Origin of the sequence: Paenibacillus sp. FSL H3-0310, from assembly GCF_038002785.1 — a bacterium.
Classification (GTDB): domain Bacteria; phylum Bacillota; class Bacilli; order Paenibacillales; family Paenibacillaceae; genus Paenibacillus_AQ; species Paenibacillus_AQ odorifer.
This window is the reverse complement of sequence record NZ_JBBODC010000001.1, coordinates 3,327,228-3,350,355: the sequence shown is the minus strand read 5'-3', so window position 1 is coordinate 3,350,355 and position 23,128 is coordinate 3,327,228. Positions and strand designations below refer to the sequence as shown.

At 42.7% G+C, this 23,128-nt stretch carries 19 protein-coding genes, 1 pseudogene and 1 other annotated feature; of the genes and pseudogenes, 13 read left to right on the top strand and 7 right to left on the bottom strand.

Annotation, left to right across the window (positions count from 1 at the left end; all coding sequences use genetic code 11):
* Window positions 1–4: 4 nt before the first annotated feature.
* The gene (locus MHH63_RS15150) at window positions 5–1,141 is read right to left on the bottom strand and encodes a VanZ family protein (RefSeq protein WP_341171747.1); all 1,137 of its coding nucleotides are present in this window, start codon (window positions 1,139–1,141) and stop codon (window positions 5–7) included.
* Between the two features lie 152 nt (window positions 1,142–1,293).
* Between MHH63_RS15150 and MHH63_RS15145 the strand changes: the two genes are divergently transcribed.
* The 3 genes from MHH63_RS15145 to MHH63_RS15135 all read left to right on the top strand — a co-directional run bounded on the left by MHH63_RS15145 (window position 1,294) and on the right by MHH63_RS15135 (window position 3,540).
* A complete protein-coding gene (locus MHH63_RS15145; RefSeq protein WP_076219158.1) occupies window positions 1,294–1,641 on the top strand; it encodes a hypothetical protein in 348 nt (115 codons plus the stop codon).
* 103 nt (window positions 1,642–1,744) lie between these two features.
* Entirely contained in the window at window positions 1,745–2,203 is a 459-nt protein-coding gene (locus MHH63_RS15140) for a hypothetical protein (protein WP_341171746.1), read from the top strand.
* Between the two features lie 104 nt (window positions 2,204–2,307).
* Window positions 2,308–3,540, top strand: coding sequence for an aminopeptidase (locus MHH63_RS15135; RefSeq protein WP_341171745.1), 1,233 nt, complete (start codon window positions 2,308–2,310; stop codon window positions 3,538–3,540).
* Between the two features lie 69 nt (window positions 3,541–3,609).
* Here MHH63_RS15135 and trpS read toward each other — a convergent pair whose 3' ends face one another.
* Window positions 3,610–4,605, bottom strand: coding sequence for a tryptophan--tRNA ligase (trpS, locus tag MHH63_RS15130; RefSeq protein WP_340918160.1), 996 nt, complete (start codon window positions 4,603–4,605; stop codon window positions 3,610–3,612).
* 102 nt (window positions 4,606–4,707) lie between these two features.
* Window positions 4,708–4,990, bottom strand: a binding site (T-box leader).
* Between the two features lie 197 nt (window positions 4,991–5,187).
* Between trpS and MHH63_RS15125 the strand changes: the two genes are divergently transcribed.
* Window positions 5,188–5,613, top strand: coding sequence for a hypothetical protein (locus tag MHH63_RS15125; RefSeq protein ID WP_036686349.1), 426 nt, complete (start codon window positions 5,188–5,190; stop codon window positions 5,611–5,613).
* Window positions 5,614–5,763: 150 nt separating this feature from the next.
* On the opposite strand, the gene MHH63_RS15120 is transcribed toward MHH63_RS15125, so the two are convergent.
* Entirely contained in the window at window positions 5,764–6,147 is a 384-nt protein-coding gene (locus MHH63_RS15120; RefSeq protein WP_076125996.1) for a winged helix-turn-helix transcriptional regulator, read from the bottom strand.
* Window positions 6,148–6,371: 224 nt separating this feature from the next.
* On the opposite strand from MHH63_RS15120, the gene MHH63_RS15115 reads away from it, so the two are divergent.
* Together MHH63_RS15115 and MHH63_RS15110 are read left to right on the top strand one after the other, a co-directional pair.
* The gene (locus MHH63_RS15115; RefSeq protein WP_341171744.1) at window positions 6,372–6,908 is read left to right on the top strand and encodes a sigma-70 family RNA polymerase sigma factor; all 537 of its coding nucleotides are present in this window, start codon (window positions 6,372–6,374) and stop codon (window positions 6,906–6,908) included.
* A complete protein-coding gene (locus tag MHH63_RS15110; protein WP_341171743.1) occupies window positions 6,901–8,022 on the top strand; it encodes a DUF4179 domain-containing protein in 1,122 nt (373 codons plus the stop codon). The genes MHH63_RS15115 and MHH63_RS15110 overlap by 8 nt, the downstream gene beginning before the upstream one ends.
* 1,338 nt (window positions 8,023–9,360) lie before the next feature.
* Here MHH63_RS15110 and MHH63_RS28610 read toward each other — a convergent pair.
* Complete coding sequence (locus MHH63_RS28610; protein ID WP_445255035.1) at window positions 9,361–10,731, bottom strand: pectate lyase family protein; 1,371 nt, start codon at window positions 10,729–10,731, stop codon at window positions 9,361–9,363.
* 363 nt (window positions 10,732–11,094) lie between these two features.
* A pseudogene (locus MHH63_RS28605) lies at window positions 11,095–11,646 on the bottom strand (LamG-like jellyroll fold domain-containing protein); the annotation flags it as partial.
* 209 nt (window positions 11,647–11,855) lie between these two features.
* On the opposite strand from MHH63_RS28605, the gene MHH63_RS15100 reads away from it, so the two are divergent.
* The gene (locus tag MHH63_RS15100) at window positions 11,856–13,427 is read left to right on the top strand and encodes an ABC-F family ATP-binding cassette domain-containing protein (protein WP_076280789.1); all 1,572 of its coding nucleotides are present in this window, start codon (window positions 11,856–11,858) and stop codon (window positions 13,425–13,427) included.
* A gap of 2 nt (window positions 13,428–13,429) precedes the next feature.
* Here MHH63_RS15100 and MHH63_RS15095 read toward each other — a convergent pair whose 3' ends face one another.
* A complete protein-coding gene (locus MHH63_RS15095) occupies window positions 13,430–15,235 on the bottom strand; it encodes a cache domain-containing sensor histidine kinase (protein WP_076275825.1) in 1,806 nt (601 codons plus the stop codon).
* Window positions 15,236–15,240: 5 nt separating this feature from the next.
* Window positions 15,241–16,869, bottom strand: coding sequence for a response regulator transcription factor (locus tag MHH63_RS15090; RefSeq protein ID WP_076301842.1), 1,629 nt, complete (start codon window positions 16,867–16,869; stop codon window positions 15,241–15,243).
* A 262-nt stretch (window positions 16,870–17,131) separates the two neighbouring features.
* Here MHH63_RS15090 and MHH63_RS15085 point away from each other — a divergent pair, with 262 nt between their 5' ends.
* The 6 genes from MHH63_RS15085 (at window position 17,132) to MHH63_RS15060 (ending at window position 23,072) form a co-directional block, all read left to right on the top strand.
* Window positions 17,132–18,523 (top strand): ABC transporter substrate-binding protein, encoded by a 1,392-nt coding sequence (locus MHH63_RS15085; RefSeq protein WP_076301843.1) that lies wholly within the window; start codon window positions 17,132–17,134, stop codon window positions 18,521–18,523.
* Window positions 18,524–18,604: 81 nt separating this feature from the next.
* A complete protein-coding gene (locus MHH63_RS15080; RefSeq protein ID WP_428323518.1) occupies window positions 18,605–19,501 on the top strand; it encodes a carbohydrate ABC transporter permease in 897 nt (298 codons plus the stop codon).
* 12 nt (window positions 19,502–19,513) lie between these two features.
* The gene (locus MHH63_RS15075) at window positions 19,514–20,401 is read left to right on the top strand and encodes a carbohydrate ABC transporter permease (RefSeq protein WP_051491452.1); all 888 of its coding nucleotides are present in this window, start codon (window positions 19,514–19,516) and stop codon (window positions 20,399–20,401) included.
* 58 nt (window positions 20,402–20,459) lie between these two features.
* Window positions 20,460–21,377: a dihydrodipicolinate synthase family protein gene (locus MHH63_RS15070; protein ID WP_076301844.1), complete on the top strand. Its 918-nt coding sequence runs from the start codon at window positions 20,460–20,462 to the stop codon at window positions 21,375–21,377.
* A gap of 8 nt (window positions 21,378–21,385) precedes the next feature.
* Complete coding sequence (locus MHH63_RS15065; protein WP_038570497.1) at window positions 21,386–22,072, top strand: N-acetylmannosamine-6-phosphate 2-epimerase; 687 nt, start codon at window positions 21,386–21,388, stop codon at window positions 22,070–22,072.
* Window positions 22,065–23,072: an ROK family protein gene (locus MHH63_RS15060; protein ID WP_341171742.1), complete on the top strand. Its 1,008-nt coding sequence runs from the start codon at window positions 22,065–22,067 to the stop codon at window positions 23,070–23,072. Before MHH63_RS15065 ends, MHH63_RS15060 begins: the two co-directional genes overlap by 8 nt.
* Window positions 23,073–23,128 lie beyond the last annotated feature (56 nt).

Here is a 23,128-nt window from a genome sequence, read left to right as displayed (position 1 = left end):
TAGTTTAGCTTTCTACAGGGCTGTTGCTGGATACATCAGATTGGAGCCGTTTCTCTGGCCAAGAAATAACATGAGAAGTTCGACTTAGTTTCTCATATATTAGCTGAGTTTCTTTTTTGAATATACTAATGACTAAATGAATAAAGAAAGCCAAGTCTATCAATAGAACAAACAGATGAATAAGCATATTCCATACGGAGGAAAGATGCCCTAGAAGGGCGGAATCAAGCAAAAGAGCGTGAATCCCAAGCAGCACCCAATATAGCAGGCCATATCTGATCATCAGAGCCCAGAAAAAAGCATGATTTCCGCTGCTCTTCACCCGAATCCGCACCATCCATTTCCCTAAGGTCCGTCCGCCCGTGAGAGCCGGAACAAGCATGAAGTAAATACCAGTTACAATCCAGAAGGCAGCTTTTATATCGAATCCGAAGAGTACCCCAAACCCGATGCTCCACACCATACTATCGATTAGAAAAGCTATTCCTCTGCGGGTATAGGAGACTCTTTTGGCAGAGCGGTCAATGTTTGTATCCAGTTGTTCTATACGTGGCAATAGCCCGGAGATCCAAATGGAAATTCGAAATCCAAAAATCCCTCCGATTGTGTTGGTAATGAGATCATCGACATCAAAAAGACGGTAAGGATGATCGAAGAAACCATAAATTCCTGTAATCTGCGTGATCTCAAAGGACAAGGAAAAGGCAAAGGATAGTAGAATGCACACGACCCAGCGTGTACGAAAATAATAGCCCAAAAACATTCCAAACGGTACAGTCAATGCAACGTTAAAAATGACCTGTAAAAATGCAGGCTCACGCAGTAATGACCAGTAGGTCGAGATTTGTTCAGGGATGATTGACGATCCATCCACAATATCCTGAATAAACTGAAGGGGAATGAATTGGACGACACTCCCAGAAGGTGCAGCATTGTGCCGGGAGGATGGAAAAGGAAGCAAGACAAGAAAATAAGCGTTCATCAGATAGAGCAGCAGCAGATATAGGATTAAAGCTCTAAGCTTATGTATATAGCCATGTCTGCGGTATTGTACGATAAGAAAAGGTAGTGTGAAGACCAGCGCTGCTATTGGAAACATCATGAACGCATACGAAATTGGAAAAAAGTACGAATGAAACATAAGTCACCTGCCGTGGAATTGTTTTTATAAGAAATTTGACTCTACTTGGAAATTAGCTATCCCCGGCTCATTATAAGTTTTTATGATAGGGAACTCAACTAATTTATCCAACGTTTCCGGCATACATATGTCTATGAAGGAGCGTGAAGTGGATGGAGAAAAAGGTTCAGCAGTATTATCGGCTCAAGCAAAAGCAAAAGGATATTGAAAAAGAATTGGCCGAGCTTCGTCAGGATATTTTAAATTATTGTAGTGAGCAGGAAACTAACGAGACTGAAATTGGCCGCTATAAAGTGAAGCTGGTCGTGCAAAACCGCAAAGAATATGATGATGCAAAGTTATATGAGACCTTATCAGACCCCGAAGTGTGGCGTTTGCTCTCCAAATCAGATCCGGCAAAGGTGGCAAGCTTGACCAAGTTGAATGTAATTTCAGAGGATAAAATCATGCATACTTATGCTTTGAAGACAGTGACACTGTTACAGGTGGATAAAAAATAGGGATTGAAGTGAGCGGTTCCTCGCGGGAGCCGCTTAATTTGGCTCATAACTGTCCAAATTAAGGAAATATGTTACAGTATTAGGGTGGAAGGGAGGTTGAATAGTGAAAAAAATAATCATCGGAGGCGTCATGGGCTTAACGATTTTACTTTTTTTCTTCTTTATTTTGCGGCATAATAATCAATCACTTGAGGTAAAACCGGATGTTATGTTCCCAACAGCGGAATACAGGGTGACTGATAGTAGTGCTCCAGGATTACCTATGCTTATAACTGCTGAAGGGGCGGATGTTATTAAGATACAGGCTACATCCGGCAATTTATTGTTATGGACTCCCCCTGACTACAAGGTGCATAACAAAGGTCTTGAGCTGAAAATCAAATCTGGAGATCAAATTTATTGGAGTCCAATGGATGGGGGGAATAAGCAAATAGATGAACCTCAGGATACCAAGATCACAGTGATTGCTTACCATAATGATAAGCAGATCGGAACGTCCAATGTAGAGATTCATAAGAATGATCTAGGTGTCTATACAGGTGAAATACTTGAAGTGAAGTAGCTGAGAATCTAAATCGAATCGCAACTATCCTCGTTTTGCGTTAAAATAAGAAGTGAAGCTGACCGAGTGCTTATAGCAACCCTAGAGATGGAGGAAGAGAATTCATGAAAGATTTTGAAGTAATGCTGGAGAAATATGCGAACCTAGTTGTAAAAGTAGGAGTAAATGTACAGCCTGGACAAGTCCTTATGGTACATGCACCGATAGAAACCGCAGAACTTACTCGCTTGATTGTAGCGAAAGCCTATGAAGCGGGAGCTAAATATGTAATTGTTGACTGGGACGATGAAGCAACTACACGGATCCGTTATGAAAAAGCCCCAGAGGATTCTTTCGATTACTATCCACAGTGGCAGGCTGAGATGATGGAGAAATTCGCGGAAGAGAATGGTGCCATCTTACATATTAAAGTACCTGATCCTGAACTGTTTAATGGCATTGATTCTTCTAAGGTATCTAGAGCAGTCAAAGCAGCGGCTGTTGCTCGCAAGAACTACTCCAAATATACTCGGAACAGCAAAATCAGCTGGTCTCTGGTCAAAGCGCCAACACGTGCTTGGGCGAACAAGGTTTTTGCCGATCTTCCTGAAGAAGAGCGGGTAGAGGCGATGTGGGAAGCTGTATTCCAGATGAATCGTGTGGGCAGCAATGATCCGGTAGCTGCTTGGAGAGAGCATATTGGTCAGTTGAAAGAAAGTCAGGACAGAATGAACACTAAACGTTATAAAAGCTTGCATTACCGTGCTCCGGGAACGGATCTGCATGTAGAGCTTCCGGAAGGCCATTTATGGCGCGGGGGTGGCGGTGAGAATGATAAAGGCGTTTATTTTGTAGCTAATATGCCAACGGAAGAGATTTATTCCATGCCCCATCGGACTGGCGTTAATGGCACAGTTAGAAGCACGCTCCCTCTTAATTTGAATGGACGGTTAGTTGAAGGACTTTCATTCACTTTTGAAAAAGGGAAAGTCGTAGCTTATGAAGCTGAATCCGGACGCGAACATTTAACCTCACTGCTGGCAACGGATGAAGGTGCATCTTATCTAGGAGAAGTAGCCTTAGTGCAGCATGATTCTCCAATCTCTCGCTTGAACCGCATTTTTTACAATACAGGGATTGATGAGAATGCCTCCTGCCATTTCGCGCTAGGAAGTGCTTATCCTGTAAATATTGAAGGCGGCACAAAGCTTACGAACGAAGAGCTTGTGGCTAGAGGAGCTAATGTCAGCTTAACTCATGTCGATTTTATGATCGGTTCAGCAGAGCTGGATATTGACGGAGAGCTGGTGGACGGCACGATTGAACCCGTATTCCGTAAGGGAAATTGGGTGTTGTAAGGAGAAGAAAAAAGCCGGATCTCTTCCAATGAGATTCCGGCTTTTTTTGAGTGCCTATATTGGTCATTTTTAGATTGAAAAATAGTTAAGACTCATAGCCTCACGTACTTCGGCCATTGTTTCTTGAGCAATGCTGCGGGCATGCTGTGTTCCAGAGATTAAGATTTCCTGCACAAGCTTGGGCTTAGTAGCATAATAGGAACGACGCTCTCGCATCGGTTCTATAAGCTGATCTAGAGCTGTCGAAATCAACTGTTTGCAAGCAGAACAACCCATGGTACCCCGCTCACAGCCTTCACGAATTTCGGTTACCCCCGCTGAGCGAAAAGCACCATGATAAGCAAAAATAGGACAGATATCTGGATGTCCAGGATCATTTTTATGCACACGCGCTGGATCGGTTGTGGCTTTTCGTATCTTAAAGATAATCTCTTCCTTAGTGGAGTCCAGCTCGATGGCATTGCCAAGGCTTTTACTCATTTTAGCGTTGCCATCCGTACCCACAAGCCTCGGAGTCTCACTGATCAGTGCTCTGGGTTCCACCAGTATCGGGCTGTACAGCTCGTTGAATCTGCGGACGATTTTGCGGGTTAAATCCAGATGAGGGAGCTGGTCTTCCCCTACAGGAATGATCGTTGCTTTACAAAATGTTATGTCAGCAGTCTGACTAACTGGATAACCAAGAAAACCGTAATACAATTCATCTAAGCTCGAATTTTTCGATTCGGCTTTAATCGTGGGATTATGCCGTAAAGAATTCACAGTAACAAACATAGAGAACAAGAGGGTCAACTCTGCGATTTCAGGGATCATCGATTGAATAAATATAGTTGTTTTCTCCGGATTTATACCCGCAGATAAATAGTCCAGTGTGATCTCATGCAGATGTTGACCCAGCAGCTGTGGACGATCAAAATGGGTCGTTAGGGCTTGAATATCCGCTAAAAACACAAAAGTTTCATATTGCTCCTGAAGGGCTACTCGGGTCTGCAAGCTGCCGGCGTAATGGCCAAGGTGAAGCTTTCCAGTCACTCGATCTCCAGTTAAGACACGTTCGTTCATCATATAAATTCCTCCTGTTATTTAGCATTTGGTTACACTCGAGTCGCCACCACCAGCCATCATCCATGGCCATCACCTCCTTTAAATGACAAAAAAACCTCATCCAATAAGGACGAAGTTGTCGTGGTACCACCTTAAATGATCGTGTCACCTTACGATTCTTGGCTTTCGATCTTCTCTTACCTGTACGGAGAGGTTGAATTTATTCTCGATACAGGTCCCTTGATAACGGCGGGAACCCCGGTTTTCCCTACTGCATCCATTAAGATAGTTCGGAAAAACAACTATAAAGGCCATTCGAGCATACGCTGGTCACCGGTTCGCACCTACCACCGGCTCTCTGAAGACCATGTTCGTCTGTCTACTTACCCTTTGTCATCGTTGTTCATGATATGTGAATTATTGTAATTCTGAACAGGGGTGTTGTCAATGAGTAGAAATCGTATGGTGATTGACGAGGTATCTAGGTTTATATGATCTAGCAAAGTATACCTTAAATGTATATAATCATCAGGAATTAAGTCCAATCTATCATTGTGGATTCACAATATACTACTCTATAACCTTGAAATGGAGTGATGATAAATGGCGACAATAATAAGTTATGGGTCACAGGCAAAAATCCCGTTAGATCCGTTTACTACTGCTATAACGGTTGCAGGGATTCCTGGAGCTGGAGCGGGTTTAGCTACAGCGCAAGTAAATATTAGTCCGGCTAATCCGGCTTCTTTCTCCAGTAGAGTCGAGTTAAATGGTAGTTTTAGTCTTACTGCACTTGCTAATAGCCAATTTCTTGTTATCATCCGACGAGCTGGAGTCGATATTTATAGATCCTTTTATCGTTTTACTACAATTACTGATATTCAATTAAGTGCTCAGTGGGTCGATGGTGCTTATATTGGAGTCCACAACTATGAATTGGTAATTCAGAATGATAGCAACTTGCCTATCAATCTATTTGGACCCATATCATTCACAGCAACTGCTATAGGAGGTGAAGGCGTAATTTAAGTTATGTTCCAATGCGCCATTCAAGGGACGGGTGAATCAAAGCTTTGGACAGTTGAATCGATCTGATTCAGCTGTCCTTTTTTCGTGGGCGTATAATTGAAGTACAACTCTCACAGCATAAATCTCCAACCATTTTCTTGATATAGCGGTTTATTTATTTAAGATGTTATCCTCTAAAACAGCGTATTTATCACCGTATTGCTTAATGATATGTTGTTCTCCCCAATTACATAATGCAGTCAAAATATCGCTTAAACTATCCCCATATTCACTAAGCTCGTATTCTACTTTTGGTGGAACCTGATTATAAACAATTCGGTTGATGATTCCGTCTGCCTCAAGCTCGCGTAGCTGCTGGGTTAACATTTTTTGAGTAATGCCGGGCATCAACTGTTTTAACTCGGAGGTGCGTTTTTTGCCATGAGTTAAATGACATAGAATTACGCATTTCCATTTCCCTCCGATGACCTCTAGGGTGGCTTCAACAGAAATATTGTATTTTTTCTTGACAGTTGTTGTAGATGTTGTTGTCATGATAACCTCCAAGGTATGGGTACTTTTTAGCACCTATGGCACTTTTGAGTGCGTACTATTAATTATGTCCAATTTAACTCATCATAACATTTTTCGTTCAATTTTTATAGAATGCTATAATTTAGAGAGCTTTGAGCAAAAAAAGCAAAACGAAATAAAAACCGTTTCTATACCTCCCCCGTCTTAATCTATGAAAGGTTGAAGAGAGGAGGCTAAGGAAGGACATGACGATGACTAATGCAGAAATGAAAAAAGTAACGATTCTTGATACTCGGAGCGAGACAGATTTTTACGATTCGATATTGGTACATAGAGAACAACTGTACAGTATTGCTTATAGTTACTTGCGTAACCGAAACGATGCGCTGGAAGCGATGCAGGAAATGACTCGCCGGGCCTGGATTAAAAGAAAAACTTTAAAGGACCCCAAAGCATTCAAATCATGGATTATTCGAATTCTAATTTATGTCTGCATAGATGAACAAAGACGGAGAAAACGTTCCATGCCGCTGGTAGATGAAAGAATAGGAGAACAGGTCACACACATTGGCCATCATCGGATGGAAATGCTGTGGGCACTCGAGCAGGTTAAGCCCAAGTATCGCCATGTGCTGCTGCTAAAATACTACAATGATATGACCTTGACTGAGATCGCTAACATTATGAATAAACCCGAGGGGACGGTTAAGACTTGGCAGCATAAGGGGCTCAAGCAGTTGCGAACCATCATAAAGAATCGGGGTGAATGGAACAATGAGTAGTCAAGAGGAGCTTGCCATGTTAAGCGATGCCGGACGTATCCCACAAGAACAAAAAATAGAGAATGCAGCCGCTCAGATCTATGCGATCCAAGCAGGTTTGGAATTAGGCAAGAAACGTGGCAGAAGGTTAATATTCACAAAAAGCGCGATGTCTGTGCTGGCGGCTGCAGTGATGATAGCGGGCTTGCTGTTCTTCAATCCAACCCAGCTGTTGCCACAGCAAGGGACTTCGAGTGTTGATACGTTCGATTGGGGCGTATTGGAGCCTTTTAAAACATTGGCTGCAGCTGATATTGATGCTCTTACACTAGAGTCTGCAATCCGGAATGATTATGTACAAATCGTTAATAAGAGTGCTGAATCAAATGGATATAAAATTACTCTAAATGCTGTGCTTGCTGATGAAAATAAAATCATGCTGCTGTATACAGGGACAACAAGTGATGGTCAGGAAGTGTACAGTGTAAATAGTGTGAAGCTGACAGAAGCTGAAACTGGACGAGACGTAATGGAGGAGAATGGGAATAGGGGCGGAATGGGAGCACACGCAGAGGGAACCATATATACTTGGCTCGGTAAAACTGTATTCTCACTGGACCGAAATAAACCAAGGCCAACAGACGTAGTGGCGGATTTTCAGATTGCCTCTGTAGACCCGGGAATGTTAAGTAAACCGAAAACAGGAACGGTTTTATCCGACATGCGGTATTCTGATCGTTTAAAAGTGAACTTCTCTATTGATCCTAAGTTTTGGGAGCAGAAGACGGAGACATTAGTTGTAGACCACCCCTTCATAATTGACGGACAGGAAGTAAAACTAGCCGAAGTCGAGCTTTCTCCGTTAAGCATAGCGCTCAAATTTACGATAAATGAGGAATTGAAAACGGATTGGATCGTCCGAAATGAACTGTTTCAAAAGCTCCCCTATGAATTAACAGCGCAGGTTGGGAAGCGCGACATTAAAATTAATCCGAATTCTGGTAGTGGATCTGATGATGGATTTATAAGTTACTTCAGCAGTAATGTGTTGGATCACCCGAAGTCACTGCGACTGAAACTTAATGCGGGGGCAGATCGAGAGAAAGAAGAGTATATTGATATTCTGAAAAAATGAGCGGTAAGCGATATTAGTGAATATGCGTTGGGAGTTGTAATATAGAAAAAGGCCGCTGGTTGCGGCCTTTTTGTTATTGTTGGGACATTATACTAACTTTGCGAGTTACCTTTTAACACCAAACACGCCACTTGTTAAATGAGAACAAACTCCTGATGCTCCTATCGGGACTGTATGTGCATAATGCTCCTCAGGGGGGCTATAGGCGCTTAATGTTCCTCAGGCTTCACATGTTCCTCAGGCTTCTCATGTTTCACAGGCTTCTCACGTTTCACAGGCTCCTCACGTTTCACAGGTTTCTCATGTTCCTCAGGTTTCTCACGTTTTACAGGCTCCTCATGTTACGTACGCGCTTAACACTCCTAACGGACCATATTGCAGCTATTTTCGCTTTTTGGACCAATTTGCTTAGTTTTCGGACTGCATAGCTCTTATTGGTCTAAATCCACACCAAAATTGAGCATATTGGGTTGAATAGCTGCATCTGAGTCCGATAGCACTGCGAAATGCCCGGATTCTTCGAAATAAGGGCTCCTGTGTCCGAACCATCTGCCTCGTAAATACTGCACTGTAAACTCGCCATCTGACCTCGTAAATACTGCACTTTAAACTGTAAATCACCGTCTGAGCGTCTTAGCTATTTCGGCAGAACAAAAGTGGCATTAGTGCGGTACAAAAGAGTTGCTAATGTGGCAACTAAGTTAATAACGCTCCTCAGGTTTCTCAGGTTTCTCATGCTCCTCAGGTTTCTCATGCTCCTCACGTTTCTCATGTTCCTCATGTTCCTCACGCGCGTAACACTCCTAACGGACTGTATTGCAGCTATTTTGGCTTTTTTGACCATTTTGCTAGGTTTTCGGACTGTATAGCTCTTATTGGTCTAAATCCACACCAAAATTGAGCATATCGGGTTGAATAGCTGCATCTGAGTCCGATAGCACTGCGAAATGCTCGGATTCTTCGAAATAAGGGCTCCTGAGTCCGAACCATCTGACCTCGTAAATACTGCACTATAAACTGTAAAATCGTCGTCTGACCTCGTAAATACTGCACTGTAAACTGTGAAATCGTCGTCTGGCCTCGTAAATACTGCACAGTAAACTCGCCATCTGACCTCGTAAATATTACACTCTAAACTGTAAAATCACCGTCTGAGCGTCTGAGCAATTTCGGCGGTACAAAAGTGGTGCTAATGTGGTGCTAATGTGGCGTTAATATGGCGGTAGTAGCACTAATATGTCGCTAATTTGGTGCAAAGGTGGCGCTAGTGTGGCAACTAAGTTAGTAACTTTTCTCGTTGTAGTAATGGGATATGTGTTCAGTAATTAGTTAGTCGAGTTAGTTGCTGTAATTTGTTTTCAACCATTCCTCGTTTGACCAGGACAATTTGCCTGCCCCTGAGCCGTCAACAGCGGTAAGTCTGGATTTTAGACTAGCTGGGTCATCTGAAATGTAGCTGTAAGGTAGTGTTGTGAATCCGTTCCATGCAAATGCTTTAACGGCAGCGGGTACAGGGGAGAGAGGGCTGTTCTTAGATGTACTGTCTCCTCTGAACGTTGCTCCATCTAGTGAATAGATCGTATCTAAAGCTGCGATTGCACCCGTATATTTGCTATTACTTGCATCCGCTTGATTGTTGCGAAGAGGATACACTACATCAATGATTACAGACCTTTCAAGTAATACAGCTCCTCCTTCTGTAGAGATGGCTCCGTTACTTGTAACCCCGAAATGATACCCCTTGCTTGAGATCGCTTTTTCCATAGCGGAAGTTAGACGTTTTTTAGCCAATCTAGTATCTTCGTTGTCCATTACAATGTTATAGGCATGCGCATTACCACTACGAAGGCGGGGCATGCGGTCTTGTATATCTTTATAGTAGTTGTGATGGAGCGTTACAGAAAGAAGCGCATTATCAGCTGCAAACTCTGTTGCGCCTATTAAGTGGCCCTTTTTTTGACTAGCGGCAATCGCAATGATGTCGTCTTTACTTAGGCCAACTGAGCTGCTTCTTAAATAAGCGTACATGGGATAGGCAGCCTTGTTGGCTTCCATAGCATTAATTTGCTGAGTAACCCAGCTGTTTGCGTTTCTATCATCCCCTAAGAAGGATGACCATGAAATGGTGACGCCGTTGCTGCCTTTTTTAACATCGACAACTCCGTCATAAGATTTATTGAAGGTGCAGTGGTCGATCCATATGTTGTTGCTGTTCTCAATGGTGATGTAGTCCCAGTCGTTTTTATCGTAATTTCCTTTGGTTGCTTCATCCCATTCCCACAGCTCATCAAATTCAAGGTTGCGGATGATGACGTTAGAGCTTCTTTTAAAAGTAAAAGCGGCATGTTTAATGGTTGCACCCTTAGCTGAGAAAATGGTCAAACCGTCGAAGTTGTCTATAGACACTTTGCTGACACCAGTCTCTATTAATACGGGATGTGTTAAAGCACTGTTATGAGCGCTAAATGGGGAGATCTTTGCCGCATCAGAAATTTCATTCCATCCCAGATCCAAGTCGTTCATAATTTCAATAACCTTTATTTTGGATCCTTTTCTCAGTGCAGTGGCAAGATCTTCTGCGCTATATACCTTTTTATAGAGTGGACTGGTTTCTTGGATATTTCCACCACCTGTTGTTCCTATGGCAAACCCAGCCAAATCATATTCACTAACCTGAACCGGTGTAGGCGTTGGTGAAGCAGTCGGTATCGGCGTAGCAGTTGGTGTTGGTGAAACAGTCGGTATCGGCGTAGCAGTAGGTGTCGGTGAAGCAGTTGGTGTTGGTGAAGAAGTCGGTATCGGTGTAACAGTCGGTGTTGGTGAAACAGTAGGTATCGGCGTAGCAGTAGGTATCGGTGTAGCAGTAGGTGTTGGTATAGCAGTCGGAGTCGGTATAGCAGTTGGTGTTGGTGTAGCAGTCGGTAATGGCGTAGCAGTAGGCGTTGGTGAAGCAGTCGGAGTCGGTATAGCAGTTGGTGTTGGTGTAACAGTCGGTGTCGGTGAAGCAGTCGGTAATGGCGTAGCAGTAGGTGTTGGTGTCGGTGTAGTGCCAATGGTGTCAGAAACGGTCACGTTGTCGAACATCGTAATTGTCTTAAAGGTAACGAGCCCTGCTGCACCTTTTTTTAATTTGGAATCGGAAGCTGAGAGCTCCAGCGTATCATTTACATACATGTTGATGGTATTTCCGCTCATTTCGAGTTTTACGTTATACCAAACTCCTGTTTGCAGAGCGTAAGGTTTGCTGGACAAAGTTGTAGTAGATCCAGAAACTTTCTTTCTGATTTCCAGCATGCCATCATTATTATTATACAAAGAAGCTGCATAAAAATTATTTCCATCTATGTATCTGCCTGCAACATAAGTTCTGTTTGAGCCATTAAAATCAACAACTTTTACATCCGCTTCCACAGTGTAATCGCTCCAGGCTGGATCACCTGCAGAAGTACGTCCTTCTTTTGTGGCAGATTGGTAATATACGCTGTTGCCTTCGTCCTCAACAATAGTCCAATTCCCACTAGTGGATGTCCATAGATTATCGCCCTCTTCAAAGCGGTCTTGGAAGAAGGTAGAAGCACTTGCCGGATACACAATAAAAAGAGAAAAGAGCAGGGTAATGCACATAATAACACTAGCATTTTTCTTGAATGATTTTAGCAAACTCATTGTAATCCTCCTTATGTATTTATAAATTTATATTAATATAAATACATATATCGGAAATAAATATAAGTAATAATATGATTATAAAGTCCTTTTTTTAATTAGTGCTATAATAGCTTTTTGGGTATTCAACGATGAATTCTGATCTATACGAACTAGGAGTGATAGACTTGAGCGTAATCCGAATGGAGAACGTAACTAAGAAATATGAGAATACATTGATCTTTCGAGATATTTATTTTCGCGTGGGCAAGGGTGAACGTATTGGCTTAATCGGACGAAATGGAGCAGGTAAATCTACTGTTTTTAAGCTAATCATGGGAAAAGAGGAGCCAACGGCAGGAAAAGTAGAGTTAGATCCCAATGTGAAGATCAGCTACTTCTCTCAATTTTCGGAGCTTTCCGGGTCTTTGTCTGTACAACAAGAGTTAGAACTTTGCTTCGAAGAGGTAGCACGCATTGAACAGGAGCTTAACCAAATAGGAGAACAGCTTGGGCAGGTGTCGGATGATGTCCAGATGAATGCACTTTTAGAGCGCCAAGCTGAGCTTTTTGAACAAATGGAGCATTTGGATGGCTGGAATGTATCTGTGGAAATCAATACGGTGCTGACTAAATTAGGATTCGATGAGAGATCGCGGCATCAACCTGTAGAGGAGTTATCCGGAGGCTGGAGGAACCGCGCGGCACTGGCTAAAGTCTTAATTGAAGCGCCCGATGTTGTATTGCTCGATGAGCCTACTAATTTTTTGGATATGGAAGGGATCGTATGGTTGGAGCAGTGGCTGCACCGTTTCAATGGGGCGATGCTTCTGGTTTCTCATGATCGGCAATTTATTGACAGAGTGGTCACGCGGACGATAGAAATCGAGAACTATCATTTTCAGGAATATGAAGGCAATTATACCGATTACGTTCGTAAAAAGAAGATGCGTAAAAAAGTGCTCGATCGGCAATTTGAGTGGGAAGAAGAACTTCTCCTTATGGAGTCCGAGGCCATTGAAAACCGTGGTAGTAAGAAGTCTTCTAAGGATCGTCTATCCCGTAAGCTAACGGATATGAAAAAACGAGTGGAACCTCATCCAGTTAACGTATTAATCACTGATATTTATAGTAATTTACGTTTTCCTGACAAGCTGGGGGAAGTGAAGCGGATTGGACAAAGTTATGATGGCCGCTCCATTTTCCAGAACATTAGCTTCGATATTCAAAAGGAAGACCGGATAGCTATCGTAGGTCCGAACGGCAGCGGAAAATCGACACTAATCAAAGTACTGACTGGACAAGAAGCACCGGAATCGGGGGAAGTGACTTGGGAACGCGGGGTCGGTTATGCGTACTTTAATCAGATGTGGGATGAGCTGGATCATAAAGATACCGTCAGCCATGCCGTAAATGTTTATGGACTGGGACTGGACGCACCGCGGAAAAAGGTGAATAAATTTCTAGCGATGCTGCAATTCTCGGAAATGGATCTGAGTAAAACGATTGGCAGCCTTTCAGGCGGACAGCAGGCCAGAGTGGCTTTAGCGAAATGCCTTCTCTCCGGAGCTGCTGTCATTATTTTAGATGAGCCCACTAACCATTTGGATTTAACCAGTATTCAGGTGATGGAGCAGGCGTTGATTCATTTTCCTGGCGCTGTAGTAACAGTTAGTCATGATCGGTTTTTTATTGATAAAATAGCGACGAAAATGCTCACCTTTGATCCTGAATTAGGCATTACTGAGCAAAATGTTTAGGATTACGCGGGAAGTCGGATGATCACTGTCGTTCCTTCACCTACGTGACTGGAAATTTCAATTCCATATTTTTCGCCAAAATGAAATTGAATACGATCATGAACATTTTTAATGCCAATATGTTCTTCATCTAAGGTATCTGAGGGTTGAGAGAGACGGAAACGCAGCTGTTTAAGTTTCTCTTCCTCGATGCCAATGCCGTTATCTTTAACGATAATCAGCATATCCTCCCCCGATATCACCGAGGATACCTCAAGCAGACCTGGTTCACTGCGGCTTTCTAGGCCATGTACAATAGCATTCTCTACGATGGGCTGCAAGGAGAAGTGCATGACCTTAACGATCTCGCATTGCGGATCTAGCTGCTCCATGTACTGTAATTTATCCCCAAAACGCAACTGCTGAATCTTCACATATAGCCGGACATGCTCAAGTTCTTCGCGCAGGGTAACGGTGATTTTCCCAGTCTGGATATGAATCCGAAACAATCTGCCCACGATCCCCACCATCTCGCCAATCTCTCTTTGCCCATTGATGATGGCTTTCATTTGAATAGATTCAAGGACATTTGCCAGAAAATGCGGATTGATTTGGCTTTTGAGTGCACCATATTGGGCTACTTTTTGTTGAGCCTTGGCCATCGAAGATCGCTCAATATAGTTTTGCAAATCCTTAACCATCTTACGAATTCCATTATATAGAACCCCAAATTCATCTTGACGATTACTGTACAAATCCACATCGAAATTCCCCATCCCCACCAGCTTCACCTTCCGGCTTAACAGAATAATAGGTTTGGTTACGCGTTCAGAGAGGATATACATAAATAAGAGTGCAGTGACAAGCGATAAGAGCGCCAAGGTTAAAATGATTTTGCCAAGAAAAGAAGCCTGCTTAGTCATCTCTTTTTCATCAATATATTGAATGACCTTCCAGTTGGAGTAAGGAGAGGTAACAAAATTAATGTACGAATCCTTGTCATCAAAAGTACCATATAAGCTCCCGGCGTCATTGTTCATAAAAGTGTTAAGCGCCTGTTTGTCGATAGGGACTGGCTCTAAAGGACTCGTCTCCAATGAATCTGAGCTGTAAACGTTGCCCCCCTTATCGTCTAAAATAATAAATTTCCGCTTGCTATTCTCGGACAGCTTTAAGATTTCCCGTAATGAATCCAGCCGGATATCGATTAACATGACACCTAAGGGCTGCTTGCTTCCTTTTTTATTAATGACTCTGGCAATGGAGATGACGGATTGTTTGGAATTGGTGCGATAGAAGGGGAGATGACTTCCAAACAGGATTACGCCCCCCTTTTTTTGCTGCGTCTGTAAATACCAATCCTCTTGGGTGTAGTCCTTCACATCATAATCCGCACGATTGAAATTGGCGGAGTAGAATACACGTGACCCCGCGAAAATCTGCACACTGTCGACATTTTTAATCGTCATTTCAATCCCGCTGATGAACTGTTCAATCGTGTTTCCATACTGAATACTTAGATCATTCCCGATATTATCTTTGTTGATAGTCCAATGCTCGAGAGCGGTTTGTAATTGACTATCTACCTGGGCGTTAAGGGTCCCTTTTTCAATACTTTGCAGATACTGGTCGATGTTGAAAGAAAGATTATTAAGGATGAGATTAGAGCTGCTTTGATATTCATTTTTGACGGCTTGATTTGAAAAAATATAGATAATCGCGGATATAATCAGCAAAGGAATGGTAATGGTCAGGATCATCAGCACAAAAATCTGCCGATTGACATGCCGCATCCGATAGCGTTTTTTTGGCTGGTTTATTTGCATCATTTTGCTTACCACCCCGATTGTTTTCTATAGTCTGATGGGGTCATGTTGGTGAAGAGCCGGAACGTTTTAACGAAATGCTTATAGCTCTTGTAACCACACATTGTGCAGACATCGGTCACTAGAATCTCCGGTTTTTTTAAGCATTCCTGCGCGTATTCCATACGGATTTCGGTTACAAATCGCATATAGTTCTTATCGAGTTTTCTTTTGAACAGACGGCTTAAATAAGAAGGGTTATAGAAAAAGCGATCCGCTACCATTTGTAGAGTAATATCTTGATCAATATTAGCTCTAATGAAGGATTTAATATGTTCAAAGATAATCACATCCTGCTGATGGTTATCCGTCAGACCTTCGGTATATATGTTCCCCAGATGAACCATCCAATTCCCCAGCCACTCGAACATGACCTCAAGGGAGTGAAAATCCTCAACAAAAGTAAGGTTTAATAGTTTATCGCTGTACACACCCTCCCTATGAATGTGGTTTTTATTAGCGAAGCGGATAATGACACTTATGATTTCTTGTACATACGCAAGCCATAGATCAGGTGAAGGGCCATCTGCTTTATGCAAAATATCTTGTGCCAATCGTTGCATTAATTGTAGAATTTCTTGTTTATTGGCGTTTTCGATGCAGGAGATTATTCGTTTCTTATCGTTGTCATCTAGTTGGATAAGCATTGGTTTAGTAGCTGTGGCGCCTGCCTTTATGGAAGAGATATGGAATATATTCTGTTCATTCTGATAGAAGCGTTGATATAACAGCTTTTCAGACTCGTGAAGTAATGAAGTGATTTGAGACAGTTCGTTCGTCACTGTACCTATGGCAAGATAAAGGGCAAGATGATGTTCTAACGTAAGCTTGTTCAAATGCTGATCGAGTTCAGTAAGTACTTGGGTCTCAAAAGGGACAATGCTCGTTGCAGTCTGTGATCCCATGACTATTAGCCCGTATAGTTTGGATTTAGCAGCATATGTAAAAATAGATCGTGGCAGACTTGCCGGGAGATAGGCCTCCGTTGCAAGATGTATGAACTTAGTCGCCTGTTCTCGCATCCACCTTGTGGATGGTGAAGGTGTTTCTCTGATAGGGAAACCTGCCAAAACAAAAGGGAGATACAGATAATGTTTACTTTTGAAACTACATAATTCAGCGATTAAATTAGTGTCAATTGCAGGTTGTTCTTCTTCGAGTAGTAGCTTTATAAGTTGTGAGCCTTCCAGAGTAGAACGTTTCCTTTGTTCTTGTTGTTTAAGTTGCAGCTTGTTCATGCATTCTTGAATCACGGTTAGGCTTTCTTCATATTCCAGAGGTTTGAGTAAAAAAGCATGCACACTCCCAAGTTTGATGGCTCGTTGAGCGTATTCGAAATCATTAAATCCTGTCAAAATAATAAACAAAGTATCAGGAAGGAATTGGCGAAGCTCTTCTATCATCTGAAGACCATCCATTTCGGGCATGCGAATATCAGTGATCACTAAATCTGGCTGCTCACGTAGTGCGGTAGCGACGCCTTCTTTTCCATTCTCCGCTTCAACAATACTCTGAACACCAAGCTCCTGCCACGAAAAGTAATGTTTTAATCCCGTCCGTATTAACGGTTCATCCTCTACAATCATAAGCTTGTACATGAAATCCCTCCGGAAGACTAGATTTATAGTGGATTTTTCAACAACGATATCATCAAATGTAAGTTATAAGCTAAAAATTAAAATAATTATAGGTGAAATATGTAATGTATTATAACATTGAAGAGGGGCTGAAAGAAGGTATAGGTCAGAATACGACCCTAAATGTAAAAGGAGTGGGATTCTCCTGAATTTATAATTGATTTATGATTAGCGCAAGGAATGAGAAAGCATTCTATTCCACAAAAATAATAGGGGGTAGCACATGAGAGCAATGAAAAAAGGGCTAATGAGCATTGTTGGTGTCGCACTTTTAGGTACACAGTTAGTTGCATGCGGAAATACGAATACAGCGAATTCCGCCAATGAACCAAGTAATAATACTGATAAGAGTGAGCCCGCGGCCACCGAGACTGCTGCTAAACCAGTAGAAATAACATGGTGGAATTTTCCGAGCTTTCAAGCTTTAGATGGTGAAGTTGGCAAATATGAGAAGGAAATCATTGCAGCTTTTAATGAGAAGAATCCGGAAATTAAAGTCAACCTTGAGATGATCACCTTTGAAGGCGGCCCTGAAAAACTGAATGTGGCAATTGCTTCGAATACCGCACCTGATGTAATTTATGATGCTCCTGGACGGATTATAGACTGGGGTAAAAAGGACTTATTAGCACCTCTTAATGATATGGTGACCGATGAAGTGAAAAATGATATTTCGGAAGCCTTTTGGAAACAGTCTAGTGTTGGCGAAGAGATCTTTATGTATCCGATCAATACAGCTCCTTTTATGATGGCGGTAAACAAGACCGTTTTTGAGAAGATTGGCGCGCTAGATTTGCTTCCTCTGGATAAGGAAGACCGAACTTGGACGTTTGAAGAATATAAGAAAGCGCTGGAAGCTGTTAAAGAAAAAGCACCTGATGTTATTCCTACCGGATTCTTCGCGAAGAGTCAGGCTGGAGATCAAGGAACTCGTGCATATCTTGCTAACTTAGGTGTATCCAGATTTCTAAATGAAGATAATTCCGCAGTCGCGATCAATACTGATAATGCTGCGAAAGCGTTGGATTGGATCGTTCAAGCTACAAAAGATAAACTTAGCGTTTCTGGTGCGGCTTCCCTTGCGGCTGCTGACGTGAACGACTTATTTTTACAAGGGAAATTAGCCTTTACACTCAACTATTCTGCAGTACTTAAAGCTCAGAACGTATCTAAAAAAATGGTTGAATTCGAAGATGTTCTGCTTCCATTCCCTACTTTAGATGGATCGGAACCTAAGCTTGAACCTTACCTCGGCGGTATGGCTGTATTCAATAATGGTGATGAAGCTAAGATTGCAGCTTCTAAGAAGCTGATTGATTTTATTGCTAATGATCCTGTATGGGGGGAGAAAAACTTGATTCAAACAGGTGGTCTGTCTGTTCGTAATTCGATTACAGGCCTCTATGATGATGCAGAGTACAAATACGCTGAGTATGCTCGTAAATTCACAACAGATGCACCTACCATTGCCGATGGATATGCTGATATTCGTACTTTCTGGTTCCCTGAATTACAACGTGCTTTAACTGGAGGAGCAACCGGTAAAGAAGCTTTGGACAGCTTTGCTGCAAAAGCAAACGAAGCGATTACGAAAGCAAAGGCTGCAATGAAATAAAAAAAGTGAATGGTGTCCAAAAGAATAGAGTGCGGCAAGCACTCTTTTCTTTTTAAATCATCGAAGAAATGGGGAAGGACTGTGGGGACAACGGTTCGCAAAATAAAAGGTTATGTGATTCGTGACTGGATGATGAGTTATCTCTTTTTAGTGCCGGCATTTGGGTTTTTCCTGCTTTTTGTAGCTTATCCGATGGTGAAAGGGGTCTATATTAGTTTCTTTGATTACTCCTTGAGAGATTTCAGCTTTATTGGCCTCGATAATTATATCTCCTTAATAAAAGATGATAACTTCAGGAAGTCGATGGGAAATACATTATTGCTTGTACTCATCACCGTACCCATCGTTATTATTTTCTCGTTATTTATCTCTATGAATATTTATAAGAAAAAAGAGTTTGCCAGATCGTTTTTCCGCGGAGTGTTCTATTTGCCGGCTGTATCCTCGGTCGTAAGCATCACAGTCGTTTGGGGCTGGATCTATCATCCGAACTATGGGATTCTAAATTATTTGACCAGCTTTTTGGGAATGGAGCCTATATCCTGGTTAGGAGATACGAGGACTGCACTGCTTGCTATTATCGTGGTTCTGATAACGACCTCTGTAGGGCAGCCGATCATTTTATATGTGGCATCTATTGGGAACATTCCTACTTCTTACATAGAAGCAGCTGAGATTGATCGAGCGACGCCTTGGCAGATTTTCCGGAAAATATTATGGCCAATGCTAATGCCAACGAACTTATATATTATCGTGATTACCACGATCAACACCTTTCAATGTTTTGCACTAATTCAGTTGCTCACCTCGGGTGGACCTGTGTATAGCACATCGACTGTTATGTATGGCGTTTACGAACAAGCCTTTATGCTCGGTCATTTTGGATATGCCTCGGCGATGGGTGTCATCCTTGCGATTGTGATCGGGATCATTTCTATCATTCAATTCAAATACTTTGGCAGTGATGTTGAGTATTAAGGAGGGGACATCATGAATTCTACGAATCCGTTAGAACTGAGAGCACCTATTGGCCAATCTAAGAAAGTAAGCAAATGGAAAAAAGAATTGACGATTCCAAAAATATTAGCGACCATCCTGTTGATTCTAGCAACGTTGTTTTTTATCTTCCCTTTTTATTGGGTGGTTTCAGGGGCATTTAAGCTTCAGACTGTAGCAACAACGATCCCCCCGGAATGGTTTCCGGCTAAGCCGACTCTGCAAAACTGGACCGAGTTATTTAAGAATCCCGTTGAGCGCTGGATGTTTAACAGTTTCATCATTGCTTTTTGCGAAATGGCAGCGATTTGTATCGTTTCTTCCTGTGCTGGTTATGTGCTTGCCAAAAAGTCTTTTCCTGGCCGAGGGATTATCTTTACGATGTTTGTTGCCGCTATGGCATTGCCTAAGCAAGTTATTCTTGTCCCGCTGTTTACGATGCTTGCAGATTTTGGGTGGGTCAACACGTATAAAGGGCTTATTTTACCGGCGATTGGCTGGCCATTTGGAGTCTTTCTAATGAAGCAGTTCGCGCAGACCATTCCAGGAGAATTAATTGAAGCAGCCAAAATAGATGGCAGCTCTGAGATTCGTTTGTTCGGAACCATCATTTTACCTTTGTTAAAGCCTGCAATAGGGGCACTGGCAATCTTTACCTTCATCACTTCTTGGAATGATTATTTCAGTCAGCTGATCATGACCAGATCGACTTCAATGATGACATTACCACTTGGGGTAGCGACTCTTCGGGGTGAATTCACAACAAACTATGGACTGCTTATGGCGGGTGCTGCGTTAGCCTCTATTCCTATGATTGCAATTTTTCTAATGTTCCAAAAAGCCTTTACCCAAGGGATTACTATGGGGGCTGTAAAAGGCTAATTATTCCTATAACAACGAAAATTAATAGTAATGAATTAAACGATGGAGGCTGTAATTTATGAAATCATATGATCTTGAATCCTTTAAAGGCATTATTATTGCTATGTACTCCAGTTATGATGCTGAGGGGGAAATCGATAAAGAAGCAGCCCGAAAATTAGTTCGTCAGTATGCTTCTACGGGAGTAAAAGGTCTTTATGTTGGCGGAAGCTCTGGCGAAGGTATGCTGCAATCTGTAGAAGAACGCAAACAAATGCTCGAGGCAGTTATAGCAGAGGTTGGAAAAGAGCTTACAATCATTGCTCACGTGGGTGCCCCATCTACAAGAGACAGTGTTGAACTAGCTATCCATGCTGAGAAAGTTGGCGCACATGCCGTATCGGCTGTTCCAGCGATCTATTATCGTCTGTCACCGGAAAGTGTTGAAAGTCATTGGCAGGCGATTATTGATAGTACGGCGCTTCCATTTATTATCTATCACATCCCGCAAACTACAGGCTTTCAATTATCGAAAAGCTTGCTGATTAAGATGGCAGCTCAGGATAAAGTAATCGGGGTGAAAATTTCGGCGGAGAGCACGTTTGAGCTTCAGCAATTTAAAGCCGCAGGCGGGAAGGATTTTCTAGTCTTAAATGGACCAGATGAGCAGTATTTGGCGGGCCGCAGTATTGGGGCAGATGGCGGGATTGGTGGAACTTATGGGGTGATGCCCGAGTTATTCCTAAAAGTGGAACAATGTTATGTGCAAGGAGAGATGGCTGAGGCGCAGAAATGGCAGTTTATCATCAATGATCTCATTGTTGAATTGCTATCCTTTCCTTCATTATATGGTGCGTGTAAAGCTATCCTTAGTGTGCGCGGATTTGAAACAGGTCAGCCAAGAATGCCGCTTTTACCGATTAAGGATTCCGATCAGGAGCGGGTGGAAGCTCTGAACAATAGAATATTAGATTATATTCTTGAAGCGAAGGGATAGGGTTAATAATGACTCGAATAAGTGATATCTTTCCGGTGAAAGGTCTGATTGTTTCCTGTCAGGCACTTGAGCATGAGCCGCTTCATGGTGGGGATACAATGGCTAAAATGGCAAGAGCAGCGGTTCAATCAGGAGCTATAGGAATCCGGACAAATGGTGTTCCAGATATTGTAGCTATCAAAAAAGAAGTAAATGTACCGGTCATTGGACTTATTAAACGGGATATTCCCGGATCAGCCATATTTATAACACCAACCTTAGATGAAGTGAAGGCGATTGTTTCTGCAAAAGCAGAGATTGTTGCGCTTGATGTAACGAATCGGGAAGAACGCTTAGAGTCAGTAAAGCCATTAATAGAATATGCACATCTGAGAGGTGTGCTGGTTATGGCGGATATTTCGACATTTGAGGAAGGGCTTGCCGCTGAGAAATTAGGTGTGGATTTCATCGGTACCACGCTTTCAGGCTACACCCCATACAGTACACAGCAGGAAGGACCGGACCTTGTCTTAATTCAACAATTAAGCAAATTAGTGAACATTCCTGTTGTTGCGGAAGGACGGATATGGACACCGGAAGACGCAGCAAAAGCTAAGAATGCGGGGGCATCCTATGTTGTTGTAGGAAGTGCAATTACTAGGCCACAATTGATCACTTCGAGATATGTTAAGGCCGTGAGCAATTTCAATGACTGACGGAGGTGAGTCCGCGATGGAAGGGTATGATCCTCATATAGAATATGCGATCGGAGTAGATATTGGCGGCACGAAAATTAATGCCGGACTCGTCTCTTCACAAGGGGACGTTTTACATACTGTAAGCCTAAGCACATTGGCTGGACAGACGAAAACAATAGATCGCATTATACTAGCAATTCGGACATTAATGGATGAAATAATAGCACAACAAGCGGGAATTCAGCTCCAAGGAATTGGCGTAGGATCAGCAGGGCAAATGGATTGGGAGGCGGGGCGTATCCGCTCCGCTTCGGAGCTTATCCCTGGCTATGCTGGCACAGCTTTGAAGGAGTTGCTTCAGACACAGTTTCATCTTCCGGTAATCGTTGATAATGACGTGAATGTATTAGCATTAACAGAGAAATATTTAGGCTCAGGCAAAGAGGTAAAAGACTTTATCTGTCTTGCCCTTGGTACGGGCGTGGGTGGAGCGGTAGTCGTAGACGGCCATCTTGTCCACGGTTCTTGGGGTGGGGCTGGAGAGTTAGGGCATATGTCCGTAGATTTCAAAGGACCTGCATGCGTTTGTGGTGGAACAGGCTGTTTGGAGCAGTATGCTTCAGGCACAAGTATCGCACGTCGCATGCGCGACAAGCTTTTATTACATAACCAGTCCCCAGAGAATGTAGACTCACGGGAAGTGATAGCGAGATGGCGGGCAGGTGACTCTCTGGCTACAGCGTTAATGGAAGACACGATTGCTGCGCTCGGATCCGCGATTGCTTCATTAATCCATATTTTTAACCCTAAAGTCATCGTCATTGGCGGTGGAGTTGCTGAAGCAGGCGAACTTTTGTTTGAAGGCATTAGAAGGGAAGTAAAGGGCAGAGTAATGCCATCGATGCTGGAAAATGTTCGTATTGAAGCAGCCTATCATGGTAATTTATGTGGAATGATCGGTGCGGGGCTGCAGATGTGGGAGTATAGTCCCGATAAAGTAAAGAGAGCAGAGCTATAAGGGTCTATTCACCATCTATCTGTATAGAAAGTCATGGGGAGCAATACGTAGAAGCG